Here is an 18,260-nt window from a genome sequence, read left to right on the forward strand (position 1 = left end):
CTCCCAAGAGAAATCACTCGACCAAAGGGGTTGCCATGGCACAGAGCGTCCTCATCAAGGACACCACGCGAGAGGAACGCGAGGAGATCGTGCGCCGCGGGCTGAGCTTCTGCGGCGACGGCTCGTGCGAGCAGTGCAGCGGCTGCTCGATGGGCGTGGGCTCGATCGACGCCATGTACCAGCCCTACATCGACGGCAAGCTCGAACTGGCAGAGGTCAACATGCTGCACGCCGCAACCACGTTCACGCTCGGCGGCGGGAGAAGCGCGAGCGCTGCATCCACCGAGCCGTCAGCGTCCGCATCCAGCGCCGAGACGAGCAAAGAATAGCCGAGGCCCCATGCACGCACGCACACCCAAGCACTTTGTCCTCGAGGAGCGCCTCGAGCGCTACGCGGACTTCATCGAGCCTGCGCCCCAGGACTACGCCGGACGCTGGGCGGAGGCCTGCTACCCTCTGGGCGGCACCTCCGCAGCAGGCGGAGCGGCGGGCGCCGGGCGCTTTCGCGAGGTCCGGCTTGACCTGGGCTGCGGCAAGGGCGCCTTCACGGTGGAGTCCGCTCGTCGCGAGCCAGACGTGCTCTTCCTCGGCATGGACGGCGAGCCGCTCTGCATGGCCTACGCCGGTGGCCTCGCCGCAAAGAGCGGCCTCAAGAACGTTGTCTTTCTCGCCTGGGACGGCCACCGCGTGACCGAGGCCTTCGCCCCCGGCGAGCTCTCGCGCATCTACCTCAACTTCCCCACGCCGTTCCCCCGCAAACGTCAGGCACGCCGCCGTCTTACGGATGCCACCTGCCTCATGGAGTACCGCCGCATCCTTGCACCGGACGGCACGCTGCGGCTCAAGACAGACAGCCACCCCCTCTACCTCTTCACGCTCGAGGAGCTTGCCGCCGCGGGCTATCAGGTTCTCTGGACAAGCGAGGACGCCCGGGCAGACTTCCCCAACGACCCCACAAGCGGCTACGAGGAACGCCTCGCTGCCAACGGCGCCAAGGTCTTCGCGTTGGAGGCGACGCCCGGACCAGAACCCGCGCACTTCTCGCCCACTCCCCAGCGCGGTCTAGTGGAATACCTCCCCCAGGACCTCGAGAAGCTCGACTACGTGCCCCTGGGCATGGAGGCCACAGTGTGGAACATGCGCAACCGCGAGGCAAAGCTCTGGGCAAAGGGTCACAAGGGCAGCGGGTCAGCCAGCGGCGGCGAAAAAATCTGTTAGAGCCGCCTTCCGGCTATGCCGTGGCGCTGGCCCAGTGTGCGGCTACGCAGGACTGCGGCGCAGGCACAAAGCCCTCAAAGATCACCGGCGCACCCTCGGCCTCGGAGGCCAGCATGTCTCGTTCGCTGCGAATGGTCCACGTGACCAGCTTGCCGCCGAGAGTCCCGCACACCAGACGCACCGCGGGCTGCTCGCGGTCGTCGAAGCGGTACGCAATGAAGTCCGGCTTGGTGGCCACGTTGCCGAGAAGCGCGGTTGCCCCCACGCGCAGCGGCAGCGGCAGGGCCTTGGCGCTTGCACCGGCGTCGTCCGCGAGAAAGTCCATCGAGAGCTGCCCACGGATGACCTCGGGGCGGTTGCGGCGCAGCCACACCAGCACGGCGGGATCGAAGCTCTCGATGCAGTAGCGCACGTCAAAGGTGTCCAGGCACTCCATGACGCGGCTGGTGAGAAGGTCAGCGTTCTCGCAGTAGGTCTTGATTTCGATGATGAGCGGCGCGGGCATGGATCCCCTACCGTCCCACTCGAAGATGCGCAGGACCTCGCCAAGCGTGGGAATGCCCTGGTCGGTGCCGTTGAGGCGGTACTCCTCGAGCTGCGGGCGCGTAAGCTCCTCGACGGTGCCCTCCTTGCCCGTCATGCGCTTGAGGTCGGAGTCGTGGATGACAACCAGGCGGTCGTCAGCGGTGAGGTGCACGTCAAGCTCCACGCCAAAGCCGTACTCGCGGGCGCGCCTAAAGGCGGCAAGCGAGTTCTCGGGGGCGCCAAGGGAGTCGTCGTGGAGGCCGCGGTGCGCGTAGCGGTAGCGCGCAAACTCGTTCCAGCGCTCGTCAACCGTCTTGTTGCCCGTACGGGGTGCCATGCCATACACGGCAGCAGCCCCAAGACCTGCGGCGATGCCGGCAGCGAAGAGCGCCGGATGCTTGCGAATGATGCAGTTTGCCATCGACAATCCTCCATCCAGGCGTCGACAACGCCAGGCACGCCGAGCCGGCGGCACGCTAGTCGACGTCGAACGATTCGAGCCCTCTTTTCTCGACCAATTTCGAGTCTCCGTGGTGCACGAACAGCATTGTAACGAAGCTTGCGGCAACAAACACCGTGGCGTAGATGAAGAGCGACCGGTAGCTCACGTTATGCATGAGCCAGCCCGCGGCTATGGGCGTGACCGTCTGCGCGGCCATCGAGAAGGTGTAGTAGAGCCCCGTGAACTTGCCGGTGTCGGAGCCTTTGCACATTTCGACCACCATGGGAAGCGAGTTCACGTTGATGCCGGCCCAGCCCATGCCAAGGACGATCATCACCACGTAGAGCGCGGGCGAGAAGCCCATGCCGGCAAAGGTCCAGGCAGCGCAGAACGCAAAGCCTCCGCCGAGAAGCACAATGCCGCCCTGGATGGTGCGCTTGCGCCCCACGCGGCTGGCGATGGCCCCCACGGGAATGTACGAGACAATGGCGCCCACGTTGGCCACGATGAGGCAGCGGCTTGCCTCGCCCAGCGCCATGCCCCACTCTGCCTGCGCATACGTGGTAAACCAGGTCTCCATGGCGTTGTAGCCAATGAACCACAGGGCAATGGACGCGAGAAGGAAGCCCAACGAGCGCCTAACCGGCGCGGGGAGCACCTCCTTGCCCGTGGCGGCGTCCTTCTCGACAAGGTTCTCCTCGGGGTGCTTTGCCTCGTATGCCGCGACCTCGGCCTCGAGCTTGGGCTCCTTTACGGTGAGAAACACGATAGCTACCGAGACCACCATGATGGCAGCCACAATCACAAAGAGCGGCAGGTAGTCCACGTGATCGAGGCCAGCAGTGCGGCCCTTGTTGTAGAGCACGGAGGCAATCCCCAGGTAGATGATGCCGCCCACGGCACCCATGAGGTTGATGATCGCGTTTGCGGGCGAGCGCAACGGCTTGGGCGTGCAGTCGGGCATAAGCGCTACGGCTGGGCTGCGGTAGGTGCCCATGGAAACAAGCACAAAGAGCAGAACGCCAATGAATGCGGCGAGAAGGGCGCCCGAGCCGTCCGCATAGTACGCGTTGTTGATGATGGGCAGGAAGATCATGCCAACCACGGCAAGCGCCGTACCCACGAGGATGAAGGGCATGCGGCGGCCCAGGCGACTGTGGCAGCGGTCCGAGAGCGAGCCAAAGAACGGCAGGAGGAAGAGGGCAAGGACGTTGTCGGCAGCCATGATCATGCCCGAGAAGGTCTCGTCTAGGTGGAACGTGTTCGTGAGCATGAGCGGAATCACACTGTTGTACATCTGCCAGAACGCGCAGATGGAGAAGAACGCAAAGCCGATAAGGACGGTCCTGCGCACATTGAGTTTCACGGGTTCCTCCTAACACCGGGGTTGCCGCACATCTTTGATGCTAGCTGGCAGGAGGGTCGGTGGTGCCGTCGGCCGCCGGCGGTCTGGCAGGCGGCGCGCTCCTCGCCCGGCGGCGCCCAAGGGGCCCTTTTGTACGGAATCCCTGCGACAACTCACGCTCCGGCGCCATTTTGACGCCGGAGGGCGCGTCTCGTACGGAATCCCGTCTGAAACCCACGTCCCGGCGCCGTTTTCTCGCCCGAGAGAAGATTTTCTCCGCTCTCGTCGGCGCAAGCCCCATCCGCGCCGAATCCGCTGTGCGCCGACACCCGCGGGTGATACTGTAGAAACTTGCAAACTCAGGCTCCCACCCAGGAGCTCTTAAAGGAAGGCCGTAAACGATGCCCAGAATCACACCAGGAAACAGGCTTTACCTGTACAAGCTTCTCTCGTCCACCCTTGGGACCAACCACCAGGCACTTCTCTCGCGCGTCGAGGAGGTGCTTCTGGAGGACGGCATTGCGCCGCAGGACCTTGGGCAGGAGGACATTCAATCGCTTATGGAGGCGCTTCCCGAGTTCGTTCGGCTCACCGTCTTCAAAAAGGGGCGCGTCTACGCAACGATTGTGCCCAACGAGGAGTACGACGGCTACCTCGAGCGCGCGGGACAGTCTGGCTCTGGCAACGCAGGAGAGAAGGGAAGCAAGAGCAAGCCGTGGAAGCGTCGCAAGGGCTCGCACGACCCCAAACCGACAAAGCCACGCCACGTTGAGAAGCCCGAGGCCAAGCCGGAGCCCGCACCGGAACCGGAAGCTCCGGCCGAGCCAGAGCCGGCATCCGCGCCGGAGCCGGAGCCTGAAACCGTAACCGTGCCGGAACCCGAACCGGCGCCAGCACCTGCGCCGACGCCGCAGCCCTCCCCTGCCGACGAAACCCCCAAAGAGCCAAACGAGCCGCAGGCAGAGGCCACTGGAGCCGAGACCCGCGAGCAGCCGGAGCCCGAGACGCCCAACGACTCTGGCATCAACCTCACCATTACCTATGACCCCTACGAGGACATGGAGGCGGACCTCGCAGCAGCTGCCCAAGCACAGCCCGAGACTCCGGCACCCGCCACGTCGCCAGCTCCGGCACCGGCCCCCGCACCGGTAGCCGCCCCTGGACCCGCCCCAGCCACGCAGCCCCTCCCCCACCAGAACCTCCCCGAGCTCTTCTCGGCAGAGGTCCACTGCAAGGACGAGCTTCTCCGCGTGCTCTACCAGAAGCTCCCCATCGACGCCGACGTCACCCGCACGCTCGATGAGGACTGGCGCGTTGCCCGCTCGACCGGGACCCTCTCGGGCACGAGGAGCCGCGTCACCTTCCCGCTCCGCTACCTCCACGAGGATGGCTCCGGCCCGGTGGAGGTCACAATCCGCCGCACGTCACGACCCTTGTCCGGCAAGCAGTGGAGCCTTGCGTTGGTAGATGGTGACGACGGTACCGGCATGGTCCACGAGCAGGTTGGCCTTGAGGGCCTTCCCGCGGCCGACGAGGGCGCGTGGAGCGACCTCTCTGGTGCGTCGCTGCAGGGCGTGGGCACTTCCATCGTTAGCCCGCTTCGCGAGTTTGCGCAGTTTGCGGTTATCGGTTCCTGGGAGCGCACCCTGGGGACGCTTGCCACCATGGTGGCGCCCGAGCGCTGGAACTTCCCCGGCGAGGGCGTGGGCGCGCCGTCCCGCTATGGCGTCCTGCGCGAGTATCTCACCGTAACCTTCCATCGTGTCGTTGAGCAGGACCGCGTTGCCACGGCGGCAGACGGCTCGCTCGCAGCGTTTGACACGGGGCTGCTCACTCCCTTTGGCGAGGACGTCTACGCGGTCTTCTCGCCCAACGTCGGTGACATTGCCTGGAAGCTCGACGGATTTGCCACGGCAGGCTCGGGCGAGCTTGGCGCCCGCCTTGTGGCGACGCTTCCCGATCTGCCCCAGCCGGCCAGCTACCTCGAACGCGTTGAGGACGTCGTCTGCCAGCCCGGTCGCATGCTCATCCTGGACACCGCGGCACTTCTCGGCGAGCAGGTCGGGCGCCTGCCACGCGCCTTCCTCGCCGACCAACTTGCCGACAGCCCCGAGGCGTCTCGCCTCCTGCGCGAGGGCGTGGACGCGGGCAGCGGCCGTCTGGGACGGGGCGCATGCAGGGACCTGGCGCGTGCAATAAAGGCAGACCCCAGCCTCTACCGACGCATGGCCAGGGCACTGCAGGATGCCACGTCCCTCTCGCTGCGCCTTGCACAGGCAAGCTTCCGCATGGCAGCGCCGGCGTTTGATCCCGCCACTGGTACCATGCGGCTCCTGCTGCCGCTCTGCCTGGTGGACGATGGCGTGGCCGACTGCGCCATGTCGCTTGAGCTCATGCCGTCCGGTGCATACCGTGGCGCAGCGATCCTCTCGCTGCCGCGCGCGTATGCTTGTGCGCGCGTAGTGAGCCGTGACCAGTCCGCATGGCTCTCGCCGGAAATCGTCCTGTAGCCTTGGTCGACTAGACTGGAACCACAGACTAGGCTTGGGCCGCAAAGGCAACGAAGGTCCGTAACAACACCCCGCTGGAGGCACGCATGTCGAAGATCGAAATGAAGACCCCGCTCGTCGAGATGGACGGCGACGAGATGACCCGCATCATCTGGCAGATCATCAAGGACGAGCTTATCTGCCCGTACGTCGATCTTAAGACCGAGTACTACGACCTGGGCCTTAAGCACCGAGACGAGACGGGCGACCAGGTGACCATCGACTCCGCCGAGGCCACCAAGCGCCTGGGCGTGGCTGTCAAGTGCGCAACCATCACCCCCAACGCCCAGCGCGTGGAGGAGTACCACCTGCACCAGATGTGGAAGAGCCCCAACGGCACCATCCGCTCGATGCTCGACGGCACCATCTTCCGCGCACCCATCGTGGTCAAGGGCATCGAGCCTGTGGTCAAGTGCTGGAGGCGACCCATCACCATTGCCCGTCACGGATACGGCGACGTGTACAAGAACGTCGAGTACCGCGTGCCCGGTGCCGGCAAGGCCGAGCTGGTCTTCACAGATGCCGATGGCCACGAGGAGCGCCGCCTGATCCACGACTTTGACCAGCCCGGCGTCATCCAGGGCATGCACAACGTGGACTCCTCAATCGAGGGCTTCGCGCGCAGCTGCTTCGAGTACGCGCTCTCCACGCACCAGGACCTGTGGTTTGCCTCGAAGGACACCATCTCGAAGATCTACGACCACCGCTTCAAGGACATCTTTGCCGACATGTACGAGGCCGAGTACAAGGAGCGCTTCGAGGCAGCCGGCATCACGTACTTCTACACCCTCATCGACGACGCCGTTGCTCGCATCATGAAGAGCGAGGGCGGCTTCATCTGGGCGTGCAAGAACTACGACGGCGACGTGATGAGCGACATGCTCTCATCCGCGTTTGGCTCGCTTGCCATGATGACCTCGGTGCTGGTCTCGCCCCATGGCCAGTACGAGTATGAGGCTGCTCACGGCACCGTTCAGCGCCACTACTACAAGTACCTGCGCGGAGAGGAGACGTCGACCAACTCGGTGGCCACGATCTTCGCGTGGACCGGCGCGCTTGCAAAGCGTGGAGAGCTGGACGGAACGCCTGAGCTTGTCGACTTCGCAAAGCGCCTGGAGCGCGCGACCGTCAAGACCATCGAAGATGGCCGCATGACGGGCGACCTCGCACGCATCACCACGCTGGAGAACCCCACCAAGCTCAACACGCGCGATTTCATCCTCGCCATCCGCGAGGAGCTTGAGGCTGGCGCGTAGGAGACGCCCCCCGGGCGCCAATATCGCGCTCGGGGGGCGAGGCCGCAATGGCCTCGCCCCCGCTTTTCGCTCGCCAGTCGACCATGAGACAAAGGGACTGCCCCTTTGTCTCCTACTTTGTCTCACTACCTTACCGTCGCCCAAGGTCCGCGAGTGCCTCAGCGACATCGTCCACCAGCACATCGGCACTCGCCCGAACGACCTCTGGCGCACGGTTGAACGTGTACGCCACATCTGCCTCACCAAGAAGTGGCAGGTCGTTGAACGAGTCCCCTATGCCACCAACCAGTCCCAGCCCAAAGCGCTCCCGTGCGATTGCCAACCCCGTGCCCTTCGAACACCCCGCAGGCACCACGTCCACGGAGTCGAGGTTCTGAAACGCCGCAACCCTCCCGCCAAGCCGCTCTCCCACCCCGGCAACAAAGCTCGCAGCCCTTTCTTGGCTGGCAAAGCCCAGCGAGACAACCTGGACCGATTCGCCGCGCTCCCCTGGCTCAACCGAGAGCGCCTCATCAACGGAGCTCACGACCCTCAGCCGTTTGAGAAACGCCTTGGGCAGCCCGGGAATGCTGCTCTCCCCAAGAACAAGATAGCCTGATTTCACAGCCAGGAATGACGGTCGCGACGTCTGCCCATGCGCAACGTCCAAGACCGCCCGCACGTCGTCATTAGGTATTTCTCGCGAGAACAGCGTGTTTCCCTCGGCATCACTCACGCACGCTCCGCTGCTCGTGACGGCGAAGTCAAAGCTGAGGGCGTTCCCCGCATCGTCGAGAACGGCACCGAGCGGGCGTCCCGTGCACACGCCAAAGAGGCCGCCCTCCGCTCGGAACTCCTCGATAGCGGCGAGGTCACGAGGGAGAAAGCGATGGAGCGGATGGACGCGACCGCCAATCCCAAAGAAGAGCGTCCCATCGAAGTCGCTCGCCATCGCCTTTCTCGCATGTCCAAACCCCGCCATCGAGAGCCCCTTCCACTTGCACGACCAGGCAATCATGCTGTGCCACAAGCGCCGTCGCTCGTTCCGGGCGACGGCGCCCCGTTAACCCAGATTACGCGAACTTGGCCCTAGAGGTTTAGGCTACCTCTCGGCGTCGCGTTGCTTCCAGGCCTCCTCGTTGCGCCAATCGTTCCCGTCGAGATGCCAGTTGTTGAAGTCGGAGACGTCCCCAACTATCTGATACTCAAGCAGGTCATAGTCACGCTTGCCGTCGTGCGTAAGCATGCAGTAGGTGCGCAGGCGATCCGCGGGGTCATGTCGGTCCTCAAGCGCCACGTTGAACTCTCCGTAGTGGTCGAGAACGTCCTGCGAGGCGCCCATGCCCTTAAGCATGGTGGCCTGAAGGTCCTTGTGACTGGCCGGCTCCTGGGAGATTGCGCAAGGCGCTGCGTCGGCGCCAGCGTCCTGTGCAGGCTTCACGAAGATGATGGGCGAGGTGGGCTCGGTAAGGGGCTCGTCCGTGAGGTACCACTCGCCATGGTCCGCCGTCACAATGATCGTAGACTGGTCATAGACCCCAAGCTGCTTGAGCTGTCTCAGGTACTCGGAGAGGATGTGGAACGTACCGAGCGTCTGGTCCTCAAGGCTCGTGCCTTCCTCGTTGAGGTTGCCCTGCGCGTCCATCGTGTAGGGCGTATGCGTCCCCACAAGGTGAATGAAGCGGAACGAGGCGTCCTCGCTGTTGATGGAGAGGCCTCGCTCCCTGAGCTTTTGATAGTACGCCGGGTCATTCATGACATAGGGCGTGCTTGAGGGGTCATTCTCAGCTTCGCTCGAGAACATGGCATTGTTGATCTGGTCCGTGTAGTACCAGAAGAAGGGCTTGAGTGTCCATGGCATGTCGCGATAGAGCGAGCACTGGTAGAGAATCTCGAGCGTGCCCCGCTTGTCGAGCGCCTTCGATGCATCAAGGGGATGCACGTTGATGGTGCGCGTTTTGGCATAATCGGGACTAAAGGAATCGGTGTAGATGCCCGCCGAGTAGCCCTGGGCGGAAACATCGTCCAGGAATGTGCTACCCGAGTAGATACGGCCAAAAAAGTCGTTCCAAGTCTCCCCTGCCTTTGGATAAGAGCCCGTGAGCAGGAATGGAATCCCGTATCGCGTGGGTATCATCGAGCCGGTGCTGTTCTGGTACCACGTGAAGCCCGTGAACTCGTCGAGCATCTCGGGGTAATTGTCGTAGACGGCCTTGGTTTTGAGCGAGTCAACGGTATCAACGACAAGCACGATAACATTCTTGTTCTTCGACACATCAAACATGCCCTGCTCGGTGGTGTAAATCCTCTGGGTCTGGATGCTCGAGCCATCCGGGGGCGAGACCCACAGGCTCACCACGCCCACCAGCTGAACAAGCACGAGAGCAACGCTCGCCACCGCCGCGACTGCCCTACCGGCCTTCTCGCGCGTAACGGCAAGCGTCACCAAGGCAGCAGCAATGGCTCCCCAAACGAGAAGGTTCCCCACCATTTCCCCGGTGTACTTGCTCCAGTCGATGAGGTTGCCGTCGGCAACCGTAAGGCCCCCATTGAGAAAGAGCGTCTGCACGTAGGAGCCAATGCCAACGGCAAGCGCCAGGGCGAGAAGCACGTCAAACGCTCGCCCGCGGAACACTGAGAGGACAAGGGCGCAGACAACGCCAACGAGAAGCCCCGCCACGAGGATGAGCTGCCACACGCTGTCCAGGCCAAAGACAAGCGACGCAGAGTTTGCGGCAACGAGCTCGTAAGGAGCCACGACGAGAACCGTAAATGCATCGAACAGGCAGACGAGAAGCGAGAGCGCGAGGCGGCGGCGCCAGGGGACGCCCGCCAGGCGGCCCGTGGCGGCCCCGCGCGCGTTGCCGCCCGCGGCTGCAAGCGCCTCTCGCGCCGCCGCGTCGGCCGCGGCCTTGCCGGAGGGGTCGATGCGGGAGACCGCGGGCTCGACCACGCGGCCCGCCCCCTCGTCTACGTGCAGGAGCCGCATGAGGGCCCTGCGCGTCCGCCTGAAGGCCACGCCCAGCACCGCCGAGAGCGCCACGGCCACCGCGGCCAGCGCCTGGATGGTGTAGGTCATGACCGAGGGGTCCACGTAGGCGAGGGCCGGGGTCGCGGGCACGAGCACCCACACGGCAGTAAGGGCAAACGCGTAGAGCGCGTCGTGGAGCGCGAGCGCATTTCTCGTGCTTCTCATGTTCTCATTCCTCCTACGTTCCCACCGGCGTCAGCGCCAGATGCGCTTGGCGCAAGCCGCCGAGAAGTAGACGGCATCGGCTGGCATCTCTCGCGCATCCTGTCTAGCGCTCGTTCGTCTCCCAAGTAACGCCCGTGAGGCTCCAGGAGTTCCAATCCTCCACAGGGCCAATCACGCTGAACTGGTACATGTGCGGCGTATAGTTCCCGTCCCACGTTGGAGCATCAAATGTGCGCACGCGCTTGTCGTCGAACGTGGCTGCAACGTCATACGCCGGAGTCCCGTACTTTGCAACCAAGTCCTGGTCGCCGTCGGATGCCTGATCGATAACGGTCGCAAGCACATCGGGCGCCCAGACGGGAGTCGTCGCATCGATGGAAAGGCTCCCATGCGCAGCCCCCGCAGGCTTCACGAACAGAATCGGAGACGTCGGCCTCTCGATGGGGGTGTCTGACATGAAGTCGATCCTGCCGTGGTCGGCAGTCACGATGACCGTCGTGTTGTCGTAGACGCCAAGCTCCTTGAGGTCGTCGAGGTATGTCGAGACGATCCTGAAGGATCCGAGCGCCTGCTGCTCATAGGTGGTCTCGCCGTCCACCCGCTCGCCCTGCGCGTCCATCGTGTACGGGAAGTGGGCACCCAGAAGGTGGATGAAGCGGAACGACCCTGCCTCCCCGTCATTGTTTATGGAGAGGCCTCTCGCCTTCAGCTGCGCGTAGAACGACGGGTCATCAAAGTTGTAGGGAACATCACCAAGGTCATCCGCCTCCTCCTTGGGGGTGGACATCCGCTGGTTGAGCTCGTCGGTGTAGTACCAGAGGAAAGGCTTGACCATCCACGGTAGGTCACGATACAGCGCGGCCTTGTACATGATCCGTACCGCACCTGTCTCGTCGAGGCCACTCATGCCACCGTCATCAAGGGGATGGACGTTCTTAGCAAGCCCGGCGAGGGCATTCGGATCGCCATGGGTTGTCGAGCCCGAATCCGAATAGACCCCAATGTCATACCCCAGTGCACTGATGTCCCTAAGGTACGTGCTGTTGCTCACAGACGACTTCACGTAGTCCTGGAAGTCCTCGCCCTCCTGCGGAAGCTGGCCAGTGAGAAGGTACGAGCAGCCATAGCGCGTGGGCGCAAGGGACCCAACCGAGTTCTGATACCAGGTGAACCCATCAAGCGAATCGAACATCGAGGGGTTGTTCGCGTACACCTCCTCAAGATACTGGGTGTCGGTCATGTCAAGGACAATGACCACGACGTTCTTCTTGTCGGAGACGTCGAAGAGTCCCTGCTCCGTATACACGTTTCCCTCGTCCTTGGGAACGGGGGCCGTAGTGGGGTTGAGCCAGATCGACGCGATGGCAACCGCCTGGACGATGATGAGCACCCCTGCGAGCGCGGCGTTCGCAAAGCGGGAGACCGACGGCTTCCAAACGGCTATGACTACTGCCAGCGCAATCAAAGCGGCCCAAACAGCCGCGCTCACAACCATTGGCCCCTTGTAGAGGCCCCAGTCGACAAGACTGCCATTAGTGATGGGGAGCGATCCATTGAGGAACATCGCCTGCAGATAACCGCAAAGCGTCACGGCGGCAGCAAGCGCAAGCACAACGTCAAACGCACGACCGCGGATAACGGAGATTACGAGGGCTGCGACGACAGCGATCAGCACTGCCGTGCGGGCGAGCACCGGCCAAACGGTATCGAGGCCATAGGTCAAGTCCGCGGTATTGGCGGCAAGCAGCTCGAACGGAGCAACGACGAGATACGTAATCACCAGCGCGACCGAGACGAGAAGGGCGAGCAGAAGCCTCTTTGGCCACTTGACCGTCTCCTTGTTTGCGCGTCTCCCCTCGCTATGCGCCGGGGCCCCGGCGGCCGAGAGCGCCTCGCGGGCGGCAGCGTCGGCCGCGGCCTTCGAGGAGGGGTCGATGCGGGAGACCGCGGGCTCGACCACGCGGCCCGCGTCCTCGTCGATGTGAAGAAGCCTCATGAGCGCCCTGCGCGTCCGCCTGAAGGCCACGCCCAGCACCGCCGAGAGCGCCACGGCCACCGCGGCCAGCGCCTGGATGGTGTAGGTCATGACCGAGGGGTCCACGTAGGCGAGGGCCGGCGTGGCGGGCACGAGCACCCACACGGCCGCGAGGGCGGCGGCGTAGAGCCCGTCGTGGAGCGCGAGCGCCGGGACAAGCCTTCTGTTCTTGCCTCTCAAGGTTTCGTTCCTTCCAAACTCGAACCGACGTCAGTGCCAGATTCGCTCCGCATCGTCATCGGTGATGATCCAGTCGTTGCCATCAAGGTGCCAGTTCGCGAAGTCCTGGGAATCACCCGAGACCTCGTACTCGCGCCAGCTGGTGTCCAGCTTGCCGTTGCTCGTCGTCATGAGGTAGTAGCGCAGACGATCAGCTGGGTCATTGCGGTCCTCGATGGCCTTGTTGTACTCGCCGTAGTGGTCGAGCACGTCCTGCGAGGCGCCCATGCCCTTGAGCATCGTTGCTTGGAGGTCGTAGTGGCTTACGGGCTGTTGCGAGATCTGGCAGGGCACCGAGTCTGCCTCGGCAGACTGGGCCGGCTTCACGAAGATGATGGGGGTAGTGACTCCGTTTATCTCGTCCGGCGTGAGGTACCAGGTACCGTGATCCGCGGTGATGACCACCGTGGTGCTGTCGTAGAGACCCAGGCGCTTGAGTTCGTCGAGATAGGTGCGCACGATCTTGAAGGCTCCCACCATCTGGGACTCCCAGTCACTCGACTCCGGGACCTTGTTGCCGTCGGCATCCATGATGTAGGGCCAGTGCGTGCCAATGAGGTGGATGAAGCGGAACGAGGCGTCCTCGTCGTTCGTGGTGAGCCCACTCTCATTGAGCTTCGCGAAGTATGCCGGGTCGTCCATGGCGTAGGGGGTGACGTCAGGAGACGAGGCGCTGGCACTCGAGACCATGCCCTGGTTGATCTGGTCCGTATAGAACCAGAAGAACGGCTTGGAGACCCAAGGGAGGTCGCGATAGAGCGCACAACGGTACAGGATGCTCAGCGTGCCCTGCCAATCGAGGGTCTGCTTCGCAACCTCGGAGGTTGACTCGAAGTTCTCGACGCGCTGTCCCAGATAGCCATCCCAGCCGTCGATCCAGCCAGCGGTATCAGAGTAGACGCCCGTCGTGTATCCCTGGGCAGCAACGTCATCCAGGAAGTAGCTGCTCGTGTACATGTTCGCGAGGAAGTCGGCCGCGTCCTCGCCCGGCTTTGGCCGCACGCCCGTGAGCAGAGAGGGAATGCCGTAGCGCGTGGGAATCATCGACCCCACGCTGTTCTGATACCAGGTGAAGCCATCAAGCCCATCGAGCATGGCGGGGTTGTCGGCAAACGCCTTCTCGGCATCCGCAGTATCCGTCATGTCCAGAACGAAGCAGACCACGTTCTTCTTGGCGGATACGTCAAAGAGGCCCTTCTCAGTGATGGTAATAGCCTCGGGCTCTGATTCCGCCTTTGCCACGATGTCCACGACACCGGCAGACTGCACAATGATGAGAACGACGCTCGCCACGGCAACGACGGCCCTGCCAACACGCGGGCGCCTTGCCACAAGCGTCACGAGGCCAGCGACGATGGCAACCCACACGGCAAGGCTCACGAAGGTGATGCGGTTGTACTGGGTCCAGTCCACGAGGTTGCCGTCGGCAACGGGAAGGCTCGAGTTCATGAACATGACCTCGGCGAATGCCCCCACGCCCAGGGCGGCCACAACGGCAACGACCACGTCGAACGCGCGGCCGCGGAGCACGGTGAGCGCAAACCCGCAGGCAAGTGCGATGAGGAGACCGGCAACAACCACCAACTGCCAGATCTGCCGTACGCCAAAGAGCAGGCTGCTCGAGCTGCCTGCCACAAGCTCGAGCGGGGCCACCACAAGCACGGTAAAGGCGAGAAGCGCGCTGGCAAGAAGCGAGAGCGCGAGGCGGCGGCGCCAGGGGACGCCCGCCGGGCGGCCCGTGGCGGCCCCGCGCGCGTTGCCGCCCGCGGCTGCAAGCGCCTCTCGCGCCGCCGCGTCGGCCGCGGCCTTGCCGGAGGGGTCGATGCGGGAGACCGCGGGCTCGGCCACGCGCCCCGCCCCCTCGTCTACGTGCAGGATCCTCATGAGGGCCCTGCGCGTGCGCCTGAAGGCCACGCCCAGCACCGCCGAGAGCGCCACCGCCACGGCGGCCAGCGCCTGGATCGTGTAGGTCATGACCGAGGGGTCCACGTACGCGAGGGCCGGCGTGGCCATCGCCGTGAGCAGGCAGGCACTTATCGCAGCAAGGCCAAGGACGTCCCACACAAGGACCAGCAGGCGCCCAGCAATGCGGTGCGCACCCTTTTGGGAGCGGCTAGTCATCATTGTCGCCCTGATTCCCCGTCCCAAACGCACCAGCCGCGGTAATGTCCTTGCCCTCCTGCTTTGCGAGGACCTCGCCGAGGATGTACTCGCCCGCGGCCTCGCCGCCGTGGCCAAGGTTGTAGATGAAGCCGTCACGGATCTGGCGAATCCTGTCGTTCCAGGACGAGGAGTTCGTGACCATGTCGTCGATGACATCCTCGAGCTCGGAGAGGTCCTTGGGGTCAAGCGAGTGGCCAATCTGGTTGCGCAGCGTGATGTCGGTGGGCGTGATGCCAACCTGCTCGTAGTCCGGGTTGATGACCTTCATGGGGGTGTCGATGAAGAGCGAGGGCTTGAGCGTAGTGAACGAGAACTCCTCGGCAATCGTCGACCAGTCGGTCACCAGGACGTCGGACTCGAGGATGGAGCCGTGGCCGGAGAAGTCCGCCTCGATGGTGAGCTCGTCGGGGCTCACCTTGGAGTAACGCTCGACAAGCGCCTCCCAGCGCGGGCGGTAGCGCTTCACGTACTCGGGGTGGGGACGAAGAATCACGTGGTAACCGTGGCCAAGCAGGCGGCTGAGCATGTCGTCGATGCAGGTGTCGAGGATGTTGTCCGTGTTCCACGAGGGCGCGATGAGGATGATGGGGCGCTCGTGCTTCTCGTGCGGCATCTTCTCGTAGTCTGCCATCTCGCGGTCGAGAAGGTCGTAGCCAATCTCGGGGACCTTCTTCTTCTGCGTGTGGTAGGCCTTCTCCATGCCGCGGATCTCTGCCTTCTGGTGAGGGCCAACGCACATGATGGTGTCGTAGTTGTCGTACTCCTGCTTGGTGCCCGTCATGTGCATCGAGGTCATGTGGTGGCACATGTAGATGTACTCGATGTCCTTGCGGATGTAGGAGCGCTTGATGTAGTACACGTCGAGCGCGCCAAGCGAGGTCACCACGACGTCGGCATCCATCTTCATCATGAGGGTGATGAGACGCTTCTGGTCGAGGAAGTACGGGATGAGGCGCGGCTCGCGCTTGGCGATGTCAAAGACCTGGTCGTTGGGGTCACTCGTAAGGTAGTGGATACGCACGTCGGAGTTGTTGAGCAGCCACTCGATAGCACCCCTAAAGTACTTGTAGAAGCCCGAGCTCTCGGAGTAGAACACCAGGTGCTTGCCATCCACCTTGAAGAAGCGCTTGTAGTCCGCCTTGGCGCGACGGGCCAGTGGGTCTGGCTGGTACCACTTGCGGTCACCCTTGGTGGCCTCTTCGATGGCGTTGAACTCGTCGCGCGCGGCGTTGAGGTCCTCGTAGTCGATGTAGTCGCGCGGCTTCACGATCACGTTGCACAGCACCTGCACCACAATCGAGAGCAGGTTGGAGCACACCCAGTAGAAGGCCATGCCGCACACCACGTAGAAGCCCAGGAAGAGCGAAAGGGCAATGGAGAGGCCGTTGGTCATGTTCTTCTCGGCGCGGGACTGCTCGCGCTGCAGGGGGTTGATGTGGTTGGAGGCCCAGCCCATGATCACGGCCGAGAGGCCCGCGAGCAATGGCATGACGAGCGACGCGCCGCCGTTCTCGATGGGCACAAGGCCGAGAAACTCGGTGCCGGGGGCGCCGGAATCCGTGATGGAATGGATGACGTCAACCAGGCCAAAGAGGATGACCACCTGGATGGCCAGGGGGATGAGCGAGAGAAGCGCATGGTAGTGCTTCTCGTGATAGAGCTCGTTTTGCTTCTCCTCGATGGTCTCGCGGTCACCGTAGTAGCGGCACTTAATGCGGAACAGCTCGGGCATGAGCTGCACCATCACGATGCTGTTCTTCTGGCACCATACCGAGAGCGGCATGAGGATGACCTTGGAGAACAGGGTGAAGAGAAAGATTGCCGCCCACCAACTACCGGTGAGGTCGTAGGCCGGCTGCACGATAAGCGAGAAGAAATTCGCTAGCGCCTCGAACATTATGCAACTCCCAGGGTTTTCAGCTGATATTGGGACCGTGCTACCTTACCACGCGAGAACGACACAATTACCTTCTCCTAACATGCTCACGAACCTGCTATGCCACACGACGCACCGCATGCGCTGCGTTATCCTCATGGCAGGTGGAGGCGCATCGAGAGGGGCACACATGGCTTTGGGCAATACCGTGCTGGTAGGGCAGTCTGGCGGACCAACCGCGGCGATCAACGCGAGCCTGGCGGGCGTGGTTGGCGCCGCGCGCACAGCCGGTCTTCACACGGTGGGCATGCGCTACGGCATCCAGGGGCTTTTCGACGGCCGCACCGTGGACCTCGATGAGCGCCTAGCGGGTCCTTCCCAGCTCGAGCTTCTCTCCCACACGCCGTCGAGCTACCTGGGAAGCTGCCGATACAAGCTACCGGACCCCTCCACGGACGAGACGCCCTACCGCACGCTCTTCCAGCGCTTCTCCGAGCTTGGTGCCCGCGCGGTGCTCTACATTGGCGGCAACGACTCCATGGACACCATTGCCAAGCTCTCTCGCTACGGCGAGGCCACGGGCTCTCGGATCCGCTTTGTGGGCGTGCCCAAGACCATCGACAACGACCTCATCCTCACCGACCACACGCCCGGTTACGGCAGCGCTGCCAAGTTCATTGCCGTCACCGTGGACGAGCTGGCATGCGACGCAGACGTCTACGACCTCAAGAGCGTCACCTTTGTGGAAATCATGGGTCGCGATGCCGGCTGGCTTGCGGCGTCTGCCGCGTTGGCCGGTGCGGCGGGCGGGCACGCGCCCGACCTGGTGCTCCTCCCCGAGGTGCCGCTTGACGAGCAGGTCCTCCTCCAGAGGCTCTTAGGGCTTCTCGGCGAGAAGAACACCGTGGTCGTGGCCGTGAGCGAGGGCGTGCGCACGGCGGATGGCACGCTCATCTGTGAGCGCGCGGGCTCCACGGCGCGCATCGACGCCTTTGGGCACGCTGCAGCGCTCTCGGGCACGAGCCGCTACCTGGCAGACCTTGCTCGCCGCGAGCTGGGATGCAAGACCCGTGCCGTCGAGCTGTGCACCACGCAGCGCTGCGCCGTCCACCTGGCAAGCCAGGCTGACCTCACCGAGGCGGCCGGCCTTGGTGCCCGCGGCGTGAACGCAGCCCTAGACGGCGCCTCGGGCGTCATGAGTGCGCTCGCGCGCGTATCCGACGCCCCGTACGAGGTTCGCTACGAGCTGGTCGACGTGAACCGCGTGGCAAACGCCGTGAAGGCTGTACCAGCGGAGATGATCCGCGAGGACGGCATGGGCGTAACCGAGGCCTACCTGCGCTACGCCCGTCCGCTCATTGCCGGCGAGCCGTCACTCTCGTTTGTGGGCGGCGTGCCGGCCCACGTGGCACCGCTGGCGTAGCAACAAGAGTGCCCCTCTCGACCGTGTCGAGAGG

At 63.7% G+C, this 18,260-nt stretch carries 12 protein-coding genes; 5 read left to right on the top strand and 7 right to left on the bottom strand.

What is annotated here, in order from left to right:
• Positions 1-35: 35 nt before the first annotated feature.
• Positions 36-329 carry an NADH-ubiquinone oxidoreductase-F iron-sulfur binding region domain-containing protein gene (locus NVS32_RS01130; protein WP_258498388.1) on the top strand — a complete coding sequence of 98 codons (294 nt, stop codon included), beginning with the start codon at positions 36-38 and terminating at the stop codon, positions 327-329.
• Between the two features lie 10 nt (positions 330-339).
• On the top strand, positions 340-1,218 hold the full coding sequence (gene trmB / locus NVS32_RS01135) for a tRNA (guanine(46)-N(7))-methyltransferase TrmB (protein ID WP_258498389.1): 879 nt from the start codon (positions 340-342) through the stop codon (positions 1,216-1,218).
• 13 nt (positions 1,219-1,231) lie between these two features.
• Here the strand turns inward: trmB and NVS32_RS01140 are convergent, their stop codons facing one another.
• The gene (locus NVS32_RS01140; protein WP_303646445.1) at positions 1,232-2,164 is read right to left on the bottom strand and encodes a glycerophosphodiester phosphodiesterase family protein; all 933 of its coding nucleotides are present in this window, start codon (positions 2,162-2,164) and stop codon (positions 1,232-1,234) included.
• Between the two features lie 55 nt (positions 2,165-2,219).
• Positions 2,220-3,551 carry an MFS transporter gene (locus NVS32_RS01145; RefSeq protein WP_032110352.1) on the bottom strand — a complete coding sequence of 444 codons (1,332 nt, stop codon included), beginning with the start codon at positions 3,549-3,551 and terminating at the stop codon, positions 2,220-2,222.
• A gap of 380 nt (positions 3,552-3,931) precedes the next feature.
• Here NVS32_RS01145 and NVS32_RS10870 point away from each other — a divergent pair, with 380 nt between their 5' ends.
• Together NVS32_RS10870 and NVS32_RS01160 are read left to right on the top strand one after the other, a co-directional pair.
• The gene (locus NVS32_RS10870; protein ID WP_303646446.1) at positions 3,932-6,040 is read left to right on the top strand and encodes a DUF3825 domain-containing protein; all 2,109 of its coding nucleotides are present in this window, start codon (positions 3,932-3,934) and stop codon (positions 6,038-6,040) included.
• 86 nt (positions 6,041-6,126) lie between these two features.
• Positions 6,127-7,335 (top strand): NADP-dependent isocitrate dehydrogenase, encoded by a 1,209-nt coding sequence (locus NVS32_RS01160; RefSeq protein WP_258498390.1) that lies wholly within the window; start codon positions 6,127-6,129, stop codon positions 7,333-7,335.
• Between the two features lie 130 nt (positions 7,336-7,465).
• Here the strand turns inward: NVS32_RS01160 and NVS32_RS01165 are convergent, their stop codons facing one another.
• The 5 genes from NVS32_RS01165 to NVS32_RS01185 form a co-directional block, all read right to left on the bottom strand.
• The gene (locus NVS32_RS01165) at positions 7,466-8,296 is read right to left on the bottom strand and encodes an HAD family hydrolase (protein WP_258498391.1); all 831 of its coding nucleotides are present in this window, start codon (positions 8,294-8,296) and stop codon (positions 7,466-7,468) included.
• A 120-nt stretch (positions 8,297-8,416) separates the two neighbouring features.
• Positions 8,417-10,510, bottom strand: a complete 2,094-nt coding sequence (locus NVS32_RS01170) for an alkaline phosphatase family protein (protein ID WP_258498392.1) — start codon at positions 10,508-10,510, stop codon at positions 8,417-8,419.
• A gap of 103 nt (positions 10,511-10,613) precedes the next feature.
• Positions 10,614-12,725: an alkaline phosphatase family protein gene (locus NVS32_RS01175; protein ID WP_258498393.1), complete on the bottom strand. Its 2,112-nt coding sequence runs from the start codon at positions 12,723-12,725 to the stop codon at positions 10,614-10,616.
• 30 nt (positions 12,726-12,755) lie between these two features.
• Positions 12,756-14,888 (bottom strand): sulfatase-like hydrolase/transferase, encoded by a 2,133-nt coding sequence (locus tag NVS32_RS01180; protein WP_258498394.1) that lies wholly within the window; start codon positions 14,886-14,888, stop codon positions 12,756-12,758.
• The gene (locus NVS32_RS01185) at positions 14,878-16,824 is read right to left on the bottom strand and encodes a YidC/Oxa1 family membrane protein insertase (protein WP_258498395.1); all 1,947 of its coding nucleotides are present in this window, start codon (positions 16,822-16,824) and stop codon (positions 14,878-14,880) included. Before NVS32_RS01185 ends, NVS32_RS01180 begins: the two co-directional genes overlap by 11 nt.
• Before the next feature lie 169 nt (positions 16,825-16,993).
• Here NVS32_RS01185 and NVS32_RS01190 point away from each other — a divergent pair, with 169 nt between their 5' ends.
• Entirely contained in the window at positions 16,994-18,226 is a 1,233-nt protein-coding gene (locus NVS32_RS01190) for a diphosphate--fructose-6-phosphate 1-phosphotransferase (RefSeq protein WP_258498396.1), read from the top strand.
• Positions 18,227-18,260: the final 34 nt, after the last annotated feature.

The sequence above is a fragment of the Tractidigestivibacter montrealensis genome, from assembly GCF_024741235.1.
Classification (GTDB): domain Bacteria; phylum Actinomycetota; class Coriobacteriia; order Coriobacteriales; family Atopobiaceae; genus Tractidigestivibacter; species Tractidigestivibacter montrealensis.